The organism is Brasilonema octagenarum UFV-OR1, assembly GCF_963888615.1.
GTDB classification, from domain to species: domain Bacteria; phylum Cyanobacteriota; class Cyanobacteriia; order Cyanobacteriales; family Nostocaceae; genus Brasilonema; species Brasilonema sennae.
In genome coordinates this window covers 1-15,077 of record NZ_CAWPKW010000065.1, presented here as the reverse complement: position 1 = coordinate 15,077, position 15,077 = coordinate 1, and the positions used below count along the sequence as shown (strand labels likewise).

Sequence of the window (15,077 nt, the reverse complement as noted above, 5' to 3'; positions counted from 1 at the left end):
CTCAACGCGGGGAACCCGCGCACGGCAGTGGCTCCCCAACGCACTGGCTCCCCTTAAAAAGGGGGGCTTATAACCCTCTTTTACCCCCTTTTTAAGGGGGTCGCCGCAGGCGGGGGGATCTTATCCGAACCGTATTGCTAACACCCTAGGAGTGTTGAGCAAAGATTAAACAGGTTATGACTCAGGCAAATCGCTTAAATTCAAAATTCCTAATTCAAAAAGCTTAATTGATTTTGAAATTTATATCTATTACCAATGAGTCATTACGTAATTCATCAAGCACTATAAACTGATATTCAAACCGTTATCTAACCAAGAAAACTGATATTGCAATCCAATTTGAGTTTTAAGTTTTTTTAAATGGTAGATGCGTTAAATGTAGGGTGTCGCTTTGTAACGGGCCGGGCTGACCGCAGGCTACCACAAAGCAAATGTAGGGAAGACACAAAAAGATTTTTTCTGAATTATTTAGGACTGCTATAGCTGATAACTCAAAATGATAATTGATAACTCTTAAACCCGCTGCTTCATTATTATGAGTGCTGCCTTTTCTTCAGGAGCCTGAGCAACCAAGTGATTTTTGCTGTAGAACAAAAAGTAGAGAATTGCTATGACTGTGAAGATAGCAACACCCCAAGCACCAGGCCGGTATGCGGGTACAGACAAACAAGCAAGTAAAGCAACAATTGCCAGTAAAGCACCAACAGCCGCACCCCAAATCCCTAGTGGACTTTGATACGGTCTTGGTAAATCGGGATGAGTACTCTTGAGCTTGATATAGCTCAATAGCACCAAAATATAGATGATTAATGCCCCAAAAACCGCCATATTCAACATGACATCTTTGACTTCACCTCCTAAAACATCAATAGTAACTGCACAAATTAATCCAACTACTGTACCCAAAAGTAATGATCTGTAAGGGGTATAACTTTTGCCAGTAACTGCTAGCCAGCGCGGGATATACCCAGCACGAGCAAGAGAGAAGAATGTTCGTCCGTAGGCGTAGATAGTAAAATGGAAACTAGCGAGCAAGCCACAAGACATTAAGACTGCTGTGGAAAAGGTAGTAACCGGACCTTTACCAAAATAAGCTTCTAACCCATATCCCAATGGAGCGCTTGATTGACCAACAGCAACAGCACCATTGCCTACACCGGAGTTCAATACCAAGGTAAATCCTGAAAGCACAACCAGAGTGAACATGGCTGCTATCAGAGAACGAGGAATCTCGTCAGACGCGTCACGGCTTTCTTCAGCAGCTAGTGGAAGTTGCTCGATCGCCAGGTAGAACCAAATAGCATAAGGAATTGCAGCGAAAATCCCTGACACACCTTTGGGCAACCACGTTGCCAATTGCCCTGTATTAGCAGGAACATTAAAAAGAAGGTTCATTTTGAAAACGCCCAATGCCAGTATTAATACATAGAATACTGTTAAGATTATCAGCGCAATGAGCGTGATCACATAACCCACATTGAAAGTCTGTTTCATTCCCCAGATATTAATCGCTGTGAAGATAGCGTAGATCACCACCCAAACAAGATAAGCTGGTACACCAGGAATTAACGGTTTCAAGTAGCTGGTGACAGCAATCACAGCGACAACTGGAGCTAGTACGTTCTCAACAATCATGGCTACACCGCATATATAGCCCCAAAACGGACCAAAGGCAGTGCGCGTGAAGGAGTAAAGCCCTCCCGTATGCGGGAGCATCGCTGACATTTCAGACAGACTGTAGGTTAGGCATATATACATGATTGCCATTAGCAGGGTAGCAATTGTCATCCCCCAAAAGCCGCCTGCTATCAAACCAGAGTTCCACCCAGTGAAATTACCTGATATGACAACGCCGACTCCATAGCTCCATAACAGCCAAAAACCCGTATTTCCTCTGAGTTGTCTCTGCCTGAGATAACTCTCGTTGACACTTCCATAATCAGCAAAACCCGTAAATATTTGCTTGAGCATATCCTGTTACTTACTTGATTATACGCAATTGTACCCAGATTTTATAAGTACTTGGGCAAAAGAAACGTAAAGATTCTTATAAAGATAAGAATAAGGTATACGGATTTATACTGATATATTGAAAAATAACACGCCTATTATTTTTGACTTTCCCGTCGCCATTTTCCTCTTACCAAGCGAATTTCATCAAAACTATAGTTATCACCTAGATATTCTTTAATGGGTGTTAGGGAAATATCACCAAGAATTTCTAAGACTTGCAAAATTTTCTGCTGCTTTTCTACAGGAACTAACAAATTAAAATCTACTGACTGATTTTTCTCTATTAAATCGGAAAGGTGACGAATGATTGTTGTAGGGCGAAGATTGCGTTTGACGGCAATTTCTGTCACGCTAAGACCTTGTTGGTGTAACTGTAAAGTCAATAATTCAGTTTCTGAAGGTAAGCCGAAAAAAGGTGTGGAATTTTCTTCTAGTAAACCTTGCTCTTGACGGTAGGCGCGAATTTCTGCAATAAATTTTTCTCCATAGCTAGAAACTTTATGACTGACTACACCAGAAAGTTTACTGAATTCATGTAAGGTTTGGGGTTGCACCTGCACCATTAATTTTAGGGTAGAATCAGCGAAGATGACGTATGGTGGGACAGACTGCGTATCAGCAATTTGTTTACGTAAAGCACGCAACCTTTGTAACAGTAATTCCATCTCAGCGGCTTTTTCATTTCCTTCGTCCCAGGCGAGCTTTTGTACTACAGGAACTGCAATAGAAACTGTTCGCTGTCGCCGCATCACTTCCCAACTTAAGGCGTTAAGTTTCAGGACAGCATAACCGTCAGCTGTTTGTTCTAGTAAGCCTTGATGCAACAGAGAACGCCCCAGCATTCGCCACTCATCTGTAGTTTTATCTTTACCAATACTGTAGGTGGAAAGTTTGTCATGTTCGTATTGAGTGATTTTTTGGGTTTTTCCTCCCCGCAACACATCTATAATATGACCCATGCCAAATCTTTCTTTACATCGAGCCACACAAGATAGAAATTTCATGGCTTCAATTGTCCAGTCTTCTACTGGTTTGGGATAACGACAGTTGTCACAGTTACCACAATCACCAGAAAAACGTTCCCCAAAATATCCTAACTGAATTGTCCGTCGGCAGTCGGTTCCTTCTGTGTAGTCTATCATCTGCCGCAGTTGATGTTTGGAAATCAACTGTTCTTGAGGGTCTGGTTTTTGGTTGATGAGAAATTCAATTGTTTTGACATCACCGTAACTGTAGAAGAGTGTACAGCGAGATGGTTCTCCATCTCTGCCGGCTCTACCTGATTCCTGATAGTAACTTTCCAGATTACGGGAGATATCAAAGTGAATGACTAGCCGGACATCTGGTTTGTTAATTCCCATACCAAAGGCAATTGTTGCCACCATAACACGCACATCATCTCGAATAAATCGAGTTTGATTTTTGGTGCGTTCTTCATCAGTTAATCCAGCATGATAAGGCAAGACTGAAATCTTATCGTGTTGCAGCTTCAGAGTCAGTTCATCAACTTTTTTGCGCGTCAAGCAATAGACAATTGCTGAACCTTGTGTTTCCCGAATGAGTTCCAACAATTGGGCGTAAGCATACTTCGTTTTAGAACGGACTTCGTAGTAAAGGTTTGTGCGGTTGAAGCTAGCGAGATGGATGCTTGGTTGCTTTAACCCAAGTTGTTGGATAATATCAGCACGGACACGCTCAGTTGCTGTCGCAGTCAACGCAAGGACGGGAATATCTGGGTAGCGTTTTCGTACTGATTTCAATTGGCGATATTCTGGACGAAAGTCGTGTCCCCACTCAGAAACGCAGTGTGCTTCGTCAATCGCAAAGGCTGAAATGCCAACTTGGTGATGTACTAAATCAAGAAAGGGAAGAAATCTTTCACTTAGTAGGCGTTCTGGAGCGACGTACAACAGTTTGACTTTACCGCTGAGGATGTATTCTTCGCGCGATCGCACTTTATAACTATTCAGACTGCTATTAAGAAATGTTGCGGCAATTCCATTATCTCGCAGTGCTTCCACTTGGTATTGCATCAAGGCGATCAGCGGTGACACCACCACGGTTAAACCTTTTTTGAGTAGTGCTGGTAGTTGAAAACACAGCGACTTTCCGCCACCAGTCGGCATCACAATCATTAAATCCCGATTTTGGAGCGCTTGTTCTATGATTTGTCGCTGTTCGAGGCGAAAGCTATCGTAGCCAAAGTAATATTTCAGCGCTTGTTCTAAATTGGGATTTTGTGACATAAGTGACTGTGTTGCAAAGGAGGCATTGTGCCTGCTTTACATGATAGTCAATTGCAGGCAAGAAAAGGTCAAAAGTAGTCACAGATACGTTTGTCCTAATGCCAAACAGCTATGATTCATTTTAGAGAGGGACAAACCCTGCTTGTCTTACCAATTCTTGACCCTCACAGCTTTTTAGCATATTGGCATAGGCTTGACCCGCATTCTCATCTTGTCCACCATCCTGCTTGATAACTACGAATAACTTTCTAGTCAGTTGTTCTGGGTAGACTTGGTTGGCAATGACATTTGTATCTACAGCTTTACAACTTTCATCAGTACAGGGAGAGACAATATTTTTTGGTGTATCTTCCTTGGCAATCGGGAGAATGCGTATCGTATCTTGGTTGATAACTTCCGAGGCTGTAGCAAAACTGATACTACCAACAGTGCTGGCAACTTTGCGTATGGCTAGTGTTGTAATTTCCTTTTCGGGCTTTCCTTTTTGTCCAACCGAAGCAACATTTGAGCCAAATTCTTGGTTGTTCATTACATTCTCCTTGAAGAACTTTACTGTACCGCTATCCGCAGAGTTACGTCTAAAAGGAGCAATTTTGAGGTAAGGACCTCCCACATCTTTCCAGTTCGTAATTCTTCCCGTGAAAATATCCCGTACCTGAGCCAAGGTTAAACCCTTCAAACCTTGCTTAATCAATTGAGGATTGATATAGATTGCAACGAGGTCGTAAGCAATCTCTTGTTGTTTTAGTTTTATATTCCTATCTTTAGCATCTTGAACTTCTTGATCGCTTAGAGGTCGTGAAGACTGGGCAAAACTTAAATTGTGCGTGCCTCTTATCAGCCATTTTATCCCTGTACCAGATCCAGGCGTTTCACCATATTTTGCGGGATCAATGTATTGCAGTGGAAATTGAGGATGGGCTCTCTTTATAATCGCAATAATTTCTGGCTCATTCAGTGGAGCTTCTAGCTTATTAAGTGGTGCGAAAGTTGTTGAGCCTGCAAAGGGAACTATTTGTATTGGTGAAACATTTACCTGTTGAATTTCATCGGGGCGACAGCTATTTTTTTTAATAGGAGTAGTTGTGGGCGAAGGAGTAGGTGTGGGTGCTGTCGGATAAATTTTAGGTTCTCTTGACTTTCCCTTAAGTTGAATAAATAACAAGACAAAAATAAATAGTGTCAGGCACGAAGCCATAATTCCATATAACAGCAGATTTCTATTTTTTGTATTACGATTTCTCATACTTTCACTCATGAAAATACTTAAAAAAAGTCATTATAATAAACGCCAAAGCTCCAGTAAGAATAGTTAGCAACGCACAAATTATTGGTAATTGTGTCAGAGTGTTCAGCCCTACTCCTGGAAGAATTTGGAATATTACGGCAAGGAAAACTAGTAAAGTTGGTATGACAGAACTAATAAAGATATAACCCCTTTGTTCATGAGATGGTAGACGATACTGAGCAAGAAAGATTAAAGCCATACAAAAGATTAAGCTGAACAAAAATCTAATTTCAGAATTTTCTATCAGCTTGACGATACTGATTGCTAGCAACCAGATAGCAACTCCCATAAGAGCTGCCCTGCCCAAGAATTCCAAAGAACTTGTTTCATTTTCAGGGAGTGTTGGGCTATGTTCAACTTGTCGAAAATTCCAAGCATTACTTGTGTTTATCGTAGCTGTTTTAGTTGTGTGGATAGGCGCTATTTCATTTTTCGATACCGCTAAACCGTGCTCACTTTCTTCTTCAGAAGTAGAAAGTAAATATAACCATTCTTGTATAGACTGAGGACGATTCTCTGATTTCAGTTCCATCCCTTGAATAATTGCTTGATTAACAGCGAGACTAATTCTTGAGTTTATCTGTAGGGGAGAAATTAGTGAATCTTCGTTATGTTCCTTTAGTTGATATTCTCTGTCTCTAGCTGATGAAGGTACCTTTCTAGTTAATAGAGTGTATAGAGTTGCTGCCAATGCATAAACATCTGTATAAGACTTCTTAGGCGCGTTTTCTATATACTGCTCAGGAGGTGCATAACCTTCAGAAGAATATGCAGTATGTCTTTGAAGATGAAATTCACGGGCAATTCCAAAATCAATTAATACAGCTTCTCTTGTGCTATCTCGAATTATAATGTTGCCTGGCTTTACGTCGCGATGCGCCAATTCATTTTTATGAACTACCTCAAGAGCCTCACTGATTTGACGGATATAATCTAAGGCTTCCTGTTGTTCCAGAATCCCTTGTCGTTCCAACCGACGGGCAAGAGTTTCACCCCTGATGTATTCCATGACTATGTACAGCCGCCCCTGTTCATGAAGAATATCGTAAATTTGCACAATATTACGATGATTGAAGTTGCTTAGCCGTTTTGCTTCCTTATGAAGATCTTCCTGTAATCTCTCAAAGCGCTCGTCTTGTTGCAGTTTTTTATTGAGAGTTTTAATGACAACATCTCTATCTAATTGTGTATCTCTAGCGCGGTAGACAACACCAAAGCCTCCTTCTCCCAAAGTTTCTTGGATAATGTATCGACCTGTTTGTAATTGATAACCTTGCTGCCAGCAATTCATTATGTTCTCCTGGTCTTGCGCTTGTTTATCTAATCTCTGTTGTATTTCGTGTTGTGCAATTTTGTTAGTCGGGTCACTTGACTTACCATTGTTATTGGAGCTAGGATACTCTCGAACCATAATGCCTGTCCCAGGTTTGATTGAAGATATTGGGTTAGCAGCTTCAATTGGCGATCGCTCATACCACATGAGAGCGGTAAATCTATTTATAGGGGATAGGCTATTGTTTGTGGTTAAGATAAATTTAAGGTTGTGAAATTAATAAAGGAGCCAAATGCCACACCTGGTATTTGGCTTCAATGCTAAATGAGTTATTGACTCACGCAATCAGTTTAACCTTCAAGCTGTAACCTCTTGCCTTCTCCGTTATGAGAAACTCAGGTTCCCCAGAATCTGATTCGACTTTTTGACGGATAACCCAAATAAGGTGTGTGACTTCATTATTTGTGTGACCAAACGAATCTCCCCAAATTGCTGTTATCAACTCTTGATACTCACACACAACAGGCTGATTGTTATTTGCCTGATTGCGTTCTGCCATATAGTGAATGAGATTACGTTCATTTCGAGTTAGGTGAATCTCTTCTCGCTCACTACCATTAACTAAAAAAAGCTTTTGTTGACTTAGACAGTAGTCTATGTACGCGGAAAGCTGGTAACCGGAAATTCCCTCAGTTTTGTCAGAATCCCGAAAAGTCAGCCTCCAAAAAACAGGTTCTTCTCCCTCCAACAATTTCTTGCCAAGAATGAGGATGACATCTCCATTGTTCAGCTGTAATCGACCATACTGACGTACGTCAATTCGAGTATCATCATTCCATTGCTGTACGAAAGTTCCATTCGCACTTGACTCATCTATTACACACCAGCAATTGGCCTCACATTTTAGGACACAATGGTCTCGTGAAATTGTCTTATCTGGGTTAGGAAGCACTATATCATTGCCATTACTGCGCCCTACGGTAAGGCAGTCTTGTTCTAGCTTAATGGTGTACTTATTGCCATCTGGCTCTTGAACATCAAGAAAATAACACTCTGAACGCATAAATAAAATACCTCCTGATAATTATCAGTGACCTCAGCTGCTAATATGCAGTGAGGCTGCTTTTACTGACAATTATTTTTGCTCCCAGTACCTACAGCAATTGACAAGTGATCTAAAAATCATCTAATTTTAATGTAAAATTGCTTGAATTTTTTTGATAAAAATTTCCTTAGTGTAGCCATTTGATGCGTGGGCAAGATGCTCACCAGAAGAATCATAATGTTATGTGTAGCGTGATAAGCACTTGTGATCTATGGCAAAAGCAATCTGGAATGGTACTGTGTTAGCCGAAAGCGATAACACCGTAGTTGTGGAAAACAATCATTACTTTCCCCCCGACTCAGTTAACAAGCAGTACTTTAAGGAAAGTAACACCCACACAACTTGTCCTTGGAAAGGTCTGGCCAGTTACTACAGTATTGAAGTTGATGGACAACTCAACAAGGACGCTGCTTGGTACTATCCTGAAGCAAAGGAGAAGGCTAAGCAAATTGAAGGTTATGTCGCTTTCTGGAGAGGCGTGAAAGTCGAAGCTTAGTAAAAATTTAATACTTCTAAAACTACCCTCACCCCTAAATCCTTTTCCAAGTTGGGAGAGGATTCAGGAGTGAGGGCTTTTGTATAATTTTGTCACTGACGGGCAATAAGGTTAGCGGGGGAAAATGTCAATCCCTAGCAATAACAATATCGTTGGACTTGATCACTGCGTAAGCTTCTGTACCCTCAGACAAACCGAGTTCATCAGCTGACACTCTTGTAATAATTGAGGTGAGTTCAACTTTGTGAACGATCTCCAGGGTGACTTCAGTGTTAACTGCTCCTGTAACAACTCGTTTAATAATTCCTTTAAGAATATTGCGGGAGCTGACTTTGAGTGGTTTTTTGCGAGCAAAAACTTCTATCCTAGAAGTCCAAGCCTCCTCTGTTTCATACCGTTGAGTTGGTAGTGATGGCTGTTGCGCAGACTCCTTGTTGAGACCACGCACCAATTCGCGCAAAATTTCTGTTTTAGTGCGCTGAGACTGCTTTGAAAACTCTTCTAAAATTTTTCGCTCCTCCTCTGAGGTTTGAAAAGTAATCCATCCTTGTTCTTTTCTTGGCATACTTTTACCAATTTTATTGGTAATAATGAGCTTGTCTTGGTATGATCCTACCAAGTGTCAATCCTTGTAAAAATAAATCTCTGTCCCGCTGTTTTCCCTTTGAGTTGACAACTTATTTTTATTGGCACAGCATTTACTAGTTTGCTTGTGAATATTTAGCTTAGGATTGTTTGACTTTTTCGCAGTTTTAGCATAATTTAACACTAACTTACTTGTATTTGCTACTACCAGCTGAAAATATAGATGATATAGGAATTCGGTTTTGTTTATGAAGTTACTAGTTGAGGTTGGGAACACAACGACCACGCTCAGTGCATCGCGCTTAACGCTTAACATAAACTGTACGAAGCTTCGCAAAAATCTGCGGAACCATCCTATATATGTATCAATTGATTAATCATTTTATCTAGAAAGCAATACTAATCCTTACATCCTTACATAAGGACCGCCCAATCGCCAGTCAGGGAAGTGCGCTTTGCACAATTCCTCAGCATGTCTTGGCCAAAGACTCTGTGAAATGATAGCTCTGGTCCTTGGGAGCAGGGAAGGCGTTTTTGAAACAAACGCCTTGATCCTTACGGGTATTTTCTATCCCTTCGACACGACTGAGCACAAAGCGCACGCACTCGCGTTCGCCGTAAGTCCTGCAAACAGGTCTTTTGGCGCGAAGCATTCGTAACCATGTGCTAAGACACATCGTTTTCATCCGATATTTCATCTACCGCAATTTCCCAAGGTATACCCTCTTTAGATGGAGGACAGAAACGGATTTTTGCAGTGTTTGAAAATAGCTTTAATTTGTTAACCATTTGAGGGATAGCATTTGCTATATGCCAGTAACTTTCCATGTCATAGTTAACAATGATCAGTATTAAAGTACCACCCTTTATTTGAAAATACCAGTGACAATTAGACAATAAAGCTCGAATCATTGAACTACAAGCTTTGAAAAAGTGTTTGTAGATAACATCTTCTAATTGTCTTCGTAATAACTCATCAAGTTGTGTCATCCGAGTAGGAGGCAAATCATCTGGAGAAAGAGGAGGAAGAAAACGTCTGCTCATGGCACAAAATCTTTACTATCAACGGAATAGCTTATACATAAATTCGCATTCAATGATGAGGGAACCTCAATTTCTCCAGATTTTTTTCAAAATTAGAATAAAAATATTCATACAAATTGAATATTTTTTAACACATTGAAAACCTCTTTCTTTCATCTATTTGTTATCAAAGACACGCTCTGACTGATTCGATTTTACTTGTAGAAGTGAGCTATAGGCATAAAAAAAGAACAATGACAGTTGTCAGCTTTCAGCAACCAGACTGAAAGCCAACAACTCATTATTCGCTCATCACAGAGGCTCTGTGTTGAGCTTCTTGCCAAAGTTTGTGGAGGAAAAACTCAGTAGGTGAAGCAGAGTGTTCACCATAAGATGAATCGCTGCTCGCGGTGATAAAAATGCCATCACCATCCTGAGAACTATTTGATAGCCAATAACCTCGCAGAGTCACTTCCACACACTCGTGATCACAATTGACAAGAGCGATAATTTCACTGTTCTCTCTATTGACAAGAGCTTTAAGTATTTCTACTCCTGGCAAATTAACAGGAAGTAAAAAGGAAGCAGTGCTGGGTTCAACACATAGAGATTGACCCACTCGCAGTGCCAAAATCACTCGCGCTTGCACCCATTCTTCCAACGATTGAACTAAACACTCTAAACAAAAACTCGTTTCAGTGTATGTTAATTTCAGCATTGCTTATGCTCTCCTGTTATTCCAGGTTTGCTTGAGCTGGGTGAGTGAACTTCCGATCCGCTTTGGCTAGAAAAATATAGTGGATCAGCTTTACCTGTTACTAACAATACAATCGCTTGCTCGATATTAACCCGATACAGTGGCATATCATTTTGAGAAAACACCACCACGGATTGTTTTAAAACTTGCATCGCGCTTGTCACAGCTTGACTCCTTATAAACAAACCCCCGCTTCTTATTGAGTGGAAGCGGGGGTTAGAATTTGACCTTTAAGTCTTGGTGCTTCTATATCGGTACAGCATCCTGTTGCTTGTACCTCCCGCTTCGTCGTTCTAGTTTTGCTACTGCATTCAGTACACGAATGCTGACATATTGAGAATCATAATTGCCTTGTGTGATTTGCCATTTATTCTGTGCACCGTCTCCCATAAATAAATACTCCACTCCCACAGCGGCTGATTCCCAACTAAATCGGCAGTTGACAACACGCAAGGAAGTAGAGATGGGGTAAACGGATTTCACAGAAAATTTCACCTATTGAACATTCCTTTAAACATACTACACTTGTATTACTATCCTGTCCATACTTTAAGGAGAAAAACTGATGCATACAATAGCTCGCACACCAACCACCGATATGGAAGTCACCAGCATCCGTCTAGAACGGGAATTGAAAGATAAACTCAAAGAATTAGCTGGTAATCAGGGATATCAAGCTCTGATTCGAGACATCCTCTGGAATTATGTGCAGCAAAAATCAGGTGAGTGGAAGCCGCGATTTTCGCGAGCCGATATTCGGGCTAGCATAGCCGCAACAGCACAACAAGAAGAACGCTGTGTACTAACAGGTCAACTCATTCAACCAAAACAACCAATGTTACTAGGACTGACAAGAAATGGGGATATGGTTCCTCTGAGTGTCGAGAGTTTAGCTGGTTAAACTTTTTTCAACTGAATGCAGCTCAGTTGTTCTATGTGATACTCCAACGGGCTGCATTCAAAATTTTGTTTTCTCTTTATTTATCACTAAATTTAATAGTTTAAGATATCAAATTATTAGACTCTTTGATCCAATAGATTTGGATGCCTTGCAAAAGACTGAGGCTGTTTCGATCGCAGGAGTTTCAACAACACTGAGGTATAAAAACCCTAAAGCTGAGTCAAAAGTAAAATTTTGTAAACAATTATGAGTAAGACTATAAACACCTAAAAAAATTTTGGTTTTTTCTAAAAGTGAGTCACACACTTTCCCTGAAACTTTTTGGTGATAGGATTTTCTTCTACCTCAACTACCAGGGTTCAACCCATTCACCAAATCCATAACGATAAAGAAAAATACCTTCGTGTTAGAGATATATCAGTGTTAACGCGGATATATTTTACAGAGTTTTAGCCTCAAAACCAGAGAAATTACGGTTTGTATATGGAGGCTGGCAGGATATTCTAAGTCTAGGTTGGCTAATTATTGAAGACGAACATACCCGAAATTCTTTGACAACAGTGTCTTGATTAATTTTTAATATTTTTTACACATAAAGAAAATTTCTCACAAAGGATTTGACCATCTCCAATAGAAAGGGGCTATAACAGGTAGCACAAGCTTTGGGTGAATCATGTTCCGAGAGGTTGCTTACGAAGAAAATGGGGTCAATATTCAAGAGTGTGGCAAGAATGAACAAACCTTTCTCACCGTCAAAGTGCTTAGATGAAGTAAATCTACACAAACAATACTCGGTTAAGCTGATGCCGCATCAGGAAGAACCTGTCTACCAGTTAGTAAACAAAATTAACAAAATAATTGCCAATAGCTCGACTCCGACAAGGATGCTGCAAGATCTTGCCAAAGTCATAGGAGTTGCCTTTCAAGTCGATGGTTGTAGCTTAGTGACAGTATCATCAGAAGTATCGAGTGAGACAATAACTGCTAGCTGGTGTGCCGAAGAGAACTTAGAGTTGTCTGGTGCAGAAGATGAAATGTTTTCAACCGAACAGCACTTAGACGTAGCAGTCATCGAATGTGCGTCTGAAAGATTCACCATTGAGGATATTCCAACAATTCAAAAATGTTTGGCAATTGGACGTCAATCTTTGCCACCAACAATCAAGGCCGTTTTAGCAATACCCACTCGATTTGGTGGTAAAAATAACGGTGTGATTAGTCTCATTAAATCGCAGCCATACGTTTGGCGGGAATCACAAAAACAGCTCTTAAAAGCTGTGGAGTCGTGTTGCGCGATCGCATTTTCTCAAGTCGCACAAGCACAGCAGATTGCTGATCAAAATCAGTACCTGCGAACTTGTGTACAGCATCAAAGCTTAATCAAGCGACTAACTATTATAAGTCGCACCAATCTGGAGATCAATCAAATGCTTCGGCTGGCCCTTGCTTCCACAGCTGAGGCTCTCGAAGCAGATCGTGGTCTGCTTATACTGCTCAAGTATACCGATCCATTGTTTAGAAATCGACGACAACAACAAATTCCGCAAGCAAAAGCCTCTGTTGTGGCCCAGTGGAATGGAACGACCGAAACTCCCCTAATAAATCAGTTAGATATTTCACAAATTTCCTTTTCTCTGAGGGACTGTGGTCTATGCCAGCGTGCCTTCGTGAACTCTGGAAATCCATTAATTATTGATGATACAGATTTAAAAGATACTTTAACAGTTAACCCAGTATTTGCTATAGAAGCGCTGCCTGTAGTGCTATTAATGCCATTAGAAATTCAAGGTAAAGTATTAGGATTTTTAGTGTTACAGCAAGCAGTTGCTCGCGATTGGCAAGCAACAGAATTAAATATAGTACAAATGGTCTGTGCTCAACTCAGCAATGCCATAATTCAAACACAGACACTACGCCAAGTACAAACATTGGTAGATGAACGTACAGCACAACTGCAACGTAGTTTGGAAGTTCAAGCAAGACTTTACGAAGTGAAGCGTCAACAGACTGAACAATTACAAAAGCTTAATGATTTGAAGGATGAATTTTTAAGCAATATTAGCGATCGCTTGCGTCATCCACTAACAAGGATTAGTGTGGCTATCCGTAACTTACGTCAAATGGGGCAATTAAACGAGCGTCAAACCAAATACGCCCATATGATCGAGCAAGATTGCACGGATGAGATTCATTTAATTAATGATTTATTAAAACTCCAAGAATTAGCCACTCATAATGAACGTCCGCAGTTAGAGACGACTGATTTAAATACAAGAATTCGTGATTTGTCTGCCACTTTTGAGGCTAAACTAGCAGATAAGGGCATAAGCCTTTCCCTAGATTTCCCAGATTCGCCACTCACAGTGCAAACCGAAAGAGAAAGTTTTGACCGTATTTTGCAGGAGTTATTAACAAATGCTAGCAAATACTCAGAACATGACACTGTTGTCCATTTGCAAGTCACCCATCAAGTCAATCAAGAGGTTGACCAAGTTATAATTCAAGTGAACAACATCGGACGTGGCATCTCAGAAGAAGAAGCTAGTTACATATTTGACAGGTTTCGTCGGGGGAAAGGGAGATGGACTCCAGGGGCAGGCTTGGGACTTGCTCTGGTCAAGTCTTTAGTTCAACATCTCAATGGGACAATTACAGTGGAAAGTACGCCCATAGAGGATTCTAGCTTCAGTACAATCTGCTTTACCCTGACACTGCCCCAATTTTCTGATAAAAATGACTCATAACTTGTGAAAGTGACTGAAGAACACAACATACAAGAGGGACTGGATTTGTCTGTTATTAGCGACGACATCGATCTAGAACGAAATGGAGCGACTCAAACAGATGATTTACAAGCTGTAGACGTCGAAATCGAGAGAATAGCAGAACGACAGCGACAAATCACGGCTTCGCTTCAAATTTCCCAGCCAGTAGAACAAGTCTGGAAAGTACTCACAGATTATGAAGCTTTAGCTGACTTCATCCCCAATCTGACAAAAAGTCGCCTCCTTGAGCATCCTCAAGGAGGTATTCGTTTAGAACAAATCGGCGCTCAGCGGTTTCTGAGCTTTAACTTTTGTGCGCGTGTTGTTCTGGACTTAGAAGAATCTTTTCCTAAGGAAATTAATTTCCGTATGGTAGAAGGAGATTTCAAAGACTTCTCTGGTAGCTGGCTATTAGAGCCTTACTCCTTTAGTGAATATATGGGGACATATCTTTACTACACCGTGAAGGTTTGGCCTAAACGTACTATGCCAATCGCAATCATCGAACGTCGTATAAGCGATGATATGCAGTTGAACCTTCTTGCCATTCGCCAACGAGTGTTAGAAGCATAAATAAAGAGAGAGGTAGAAAATACTCGAGTATTTTCTACCTCTCTCTTTATTT

General features: G+C 40.7%; 13 protein-coding genes and 1 pseudogene. 4 read left to right on the top strand and 10 right to left on the bottom strand.

Going from position 1 to position 15,077, the window contains the following annotated elements:
- Positions 1 to 513 precede the first annotated feature (513 nt).
- The 5 genes from AC5590_RS05280 to AC5590_RS05260 form a co-directional block, all read right to left on the bottom strand.
- The gene (locus AC5590_RS05280; RefSeq protein WP_169268258.1) at positions 514 to 1,971 is read right to left on the bottom strand and encodes an amino acid permease; all 1,458 of its coding nucleotides are present in this window, start codon (positions 1,969 to 1,971) and stop codon (positions 514 to 516) included.
- Between the two features lie 137 nt (positions 1,972 to 2,108).
- Positions 2,109 to 4,259 (bottom strand): DNA helicase RecQ, encoded by a 2,151-nt coding sequence (gene recQ, locus AC5590_RS05275; protein ID WP_169268257.1) that lies wholly within the window; start codon positions 4,257 to 4,259, stop codon positions 2,109 to 2,111.
- Positions 4,260 to 4,380: 121 nt separating this feature from the next.
- A complete protein-coding gene (locus AC5590_RS05270) occupies positions 4,381 to 5,505 on the bottom strand; it encodes a PstS family phosphate ABC transporter substrate-binding protein (protein ID WP_169268256.1) in 1,125 nt (374 codons plus the stop codon).
- A gap of 4 nt (positions 5,506 to 5,509) precedes the next feature.
- Entirely contained in the window at positions 5,510 to 7,027 is a 1,518-nt protein-coding gene (locus AC5590_RS05265) for a serine/threonine protein kinase (protein WP_169268255.1), read from the bottom strand.
- Between the two features lie 130 nt (positions 7,028 to 7,157).
- The gene (locus tag AC5590_RS05260) at positions 7,158 to 7,883 is read right to left on the bottom strand and encodes an FHA domain-containing protein (protein WP_169268254.1); all 726 of its coding nucleotides are present in this window, start codon (positions 7,881 to 7,883) and stop codon (positions 7,158 to 7,160) included.
- Between the two features lie 253 nt (positions 7,884 to 8,136).
- On the opposite strand from AC5590_RS05260, the gene AC5590_RS05255 reads away from it, so the two are divergent.
- On the top strand, positions 8,137 to 8,421 hold the full coding sequence (locus AC5590_RS05255) for a DUF427 domain-containing protein (protein ID WP_169268253.1): 285 nt from the start codon (positions 8,137 to 8,139) through the stop codon (positions 8,419 to 8,421).
- A gap of 127 nt (positions 8,422 to 8,548) precedes the next feature.
- Here the strand turns inward: AC5590_RS05255 and AC5590_RS05250 are convergent, their stop codons facing one another.
- The 5 genes and pseudogenes from AC5590_RS05250 to AC5590_RS05230 all read right to left on the bottom strand — a co-directional run bounded on the left by AC5590_RS05250 (position 8,549) and on the right by AC5590_RS05230 (position 11,281).
- Positions 8,549 to 8,986: a TOBE domain-containing protein gene (locus AC5590_RS05250; protein WP_169268252.1), complete on the bottom strand. Its 438-nt coding sequence runs from the start codon at positions 8,984 to 8,986 to the stop codon at positions 8,549 to 8,551.
- A 686-nt stretch (positions 8,987 to 9,672) separates the two neighbouring features.
- The gene (locus tag AC5590_RS05245) at positions 9,673 to 10,050 is read right to left on the bottom strand and encodes a hypothetical protein (protein WP_169268251.1); all 378 of its coding nucleotides are present in this window, start codon (positions 10,048 to 10,050) and stop codon (positions 9,673 to 9,675) included.
- Between the two features lie 280 nt (positions 10,051 to 10,330).
- Complete coding sequence (locus AC5590_RS05240; protein WP_169268250.1) at positions 10,331 to 10,747, bottom strand: alr0857 family protein; 417 nt, start codon at positions 10,745 to 10,747, stop codon at positions 10,331 to 10,333.
- Positions 10,748 to 10,782: 35 nt separating this feature from the next.
- Positions 10,783 to 10,950 (bottom strand): annotated as a pseudogene (locus tag AC5590_RS05235) (HNH endonuclease); the annotation flags it as partial.
- An 82-nt stretch (positions 10,951 to 11,032) separates the two neighbouring features.
- Positions 11,033 to 11,281: a hypothetical protein gene (locus AC5590_RS05230; protein ID WP_169268249.1), complete on the bottom strand. Its 249-nt coding sequence runs from the start codon at positions 11,279 to 11,281 to the stop codon at positions 11,033 to 11,035.
- 70 nt (positions 11,282 to 11,351) lie between these two features.
- On the opposite strand from AC5590_RS05230, the gene AC5590_RS05225 reads away from it, so the two are divergent.
- The 3 genes from AC5590_RS05225 (at position 11,352) to AC5590_RS05215 (ending at position 15,025) form a co-directional block, all read left to right on the top strand.
- Positions 11,352 to 11,687: a ribbon-helix-helix domain-containing protein gene (locus AC5590_RS05225; RefSeq protein ID WP_017315076.1), complete on the top strand. Its 336-nt coding sequence runs from the start codon at positions 11,352 to 11,354 to the stop codon at positions 11,685 to 11,687.
- Positions 11,688 to 12,418: 731 nt separating this feature from the next.
- Complete coding sequence (locus AC5590_RS05220) at positions 12,419 to 14,431, top strand: GAF domain-containing sensor histidine kinase (RefSeq protein WP_248277401.1); 2,013 nt, start codon at positions 12,419 to 12,421, stop codon at positions 14,429 to 14,431.
- A 9-nt stretch (positions 14,432 to 14,440) separates the two neighbouring features.
- Positions 14,441 to 15,025 (top strand): SRPBCC family protein, encoded by a 585-nt coding sequence (locus AC5590_RS05215; RefSeq protein WP_169268247.1) that lies wholly within the window; start codon positions 14,441 to 14,443, stop codon positions 15,023 to 15,025.
- Positions 15,026 to 15,077 lie beyond the last annotated feature (52 nt).

Coding starts and splice junctions, on each gene's coding strand:
- AC5590_RS05280 (WP_169268258.1), bottom strand. CDS start 1,971: ATGCTCAAGCAAATATTTACGGGTTTTGCTGATTATGGAAGTGTCAAC.
- recQ (WP_169268257.1), bottom strand. CDS start 4,259: ATGTCACAAAATCCCAATTTAGAACAAGCGCTGAAATATTACTTTGGC.
- AC5590_RS05270 (WP_169268256.1), bottom strand. CDS start 5,505: ATGAGAAATCGTAATACAAAAAATAGAAATCTGCTGTTATATGGAATT.
- AC5590_RS05265 (WP_169268255.1), bottom strand. CDS start 7,027: ATGTGGTATGAGCGATCGCCAATTGAAGCTGCTAACCCAATATCTTCA.
- AC5590_RS05260 (WP_169268254.1), bottom strand. CDS start 7,883: ATGCGTTCAGAGTGTTATTTTCTTGATGTTCAAGAGCCAGATGGCAAT.
- AC5590_RS05255 (WP_169268253.1), top strand. CDS start 8,137: ATGGCAAAAGCAATCTGGAATGGTACTGTGTTAGCCGAAAGCGATAAC.
- AC5590_RS05250 (WP_169268252.1), bottom strand. CDS start 8,986: ATGCCAAGAAAAGAACAAGGATGGATTACTTTTCAAACCTCAGAGGAG.
- AC5590_RS05245 (WP_169268251.1), bottom strand. CDS start 10,050: ATGAGCAGACGTTTTCTTCCTCCTCTTTCTCCAGATGATTTGCCTCCT.
- AC5590_RS05240 (WP_169268250.1), bottom strand. CDS start 10,747: ATGCTGAAATTAACATACACTGAAACGAGTTTTTGTTTAGAGTGTTTA.
- AC5590_RS05225 (WP_017315076.1), top strand. CDS start 11,352: ATGCATACAATAGCTCGCACACCAACCACCGATATGGAAGTCACCAGC.
- AC5590_RS05220 (WP_248277401.1), top strand. CDS start 12,419: ATGAACAAACCTTTCTCACCGTCAAAGTGCTTAGATGAAGTAAATCTA.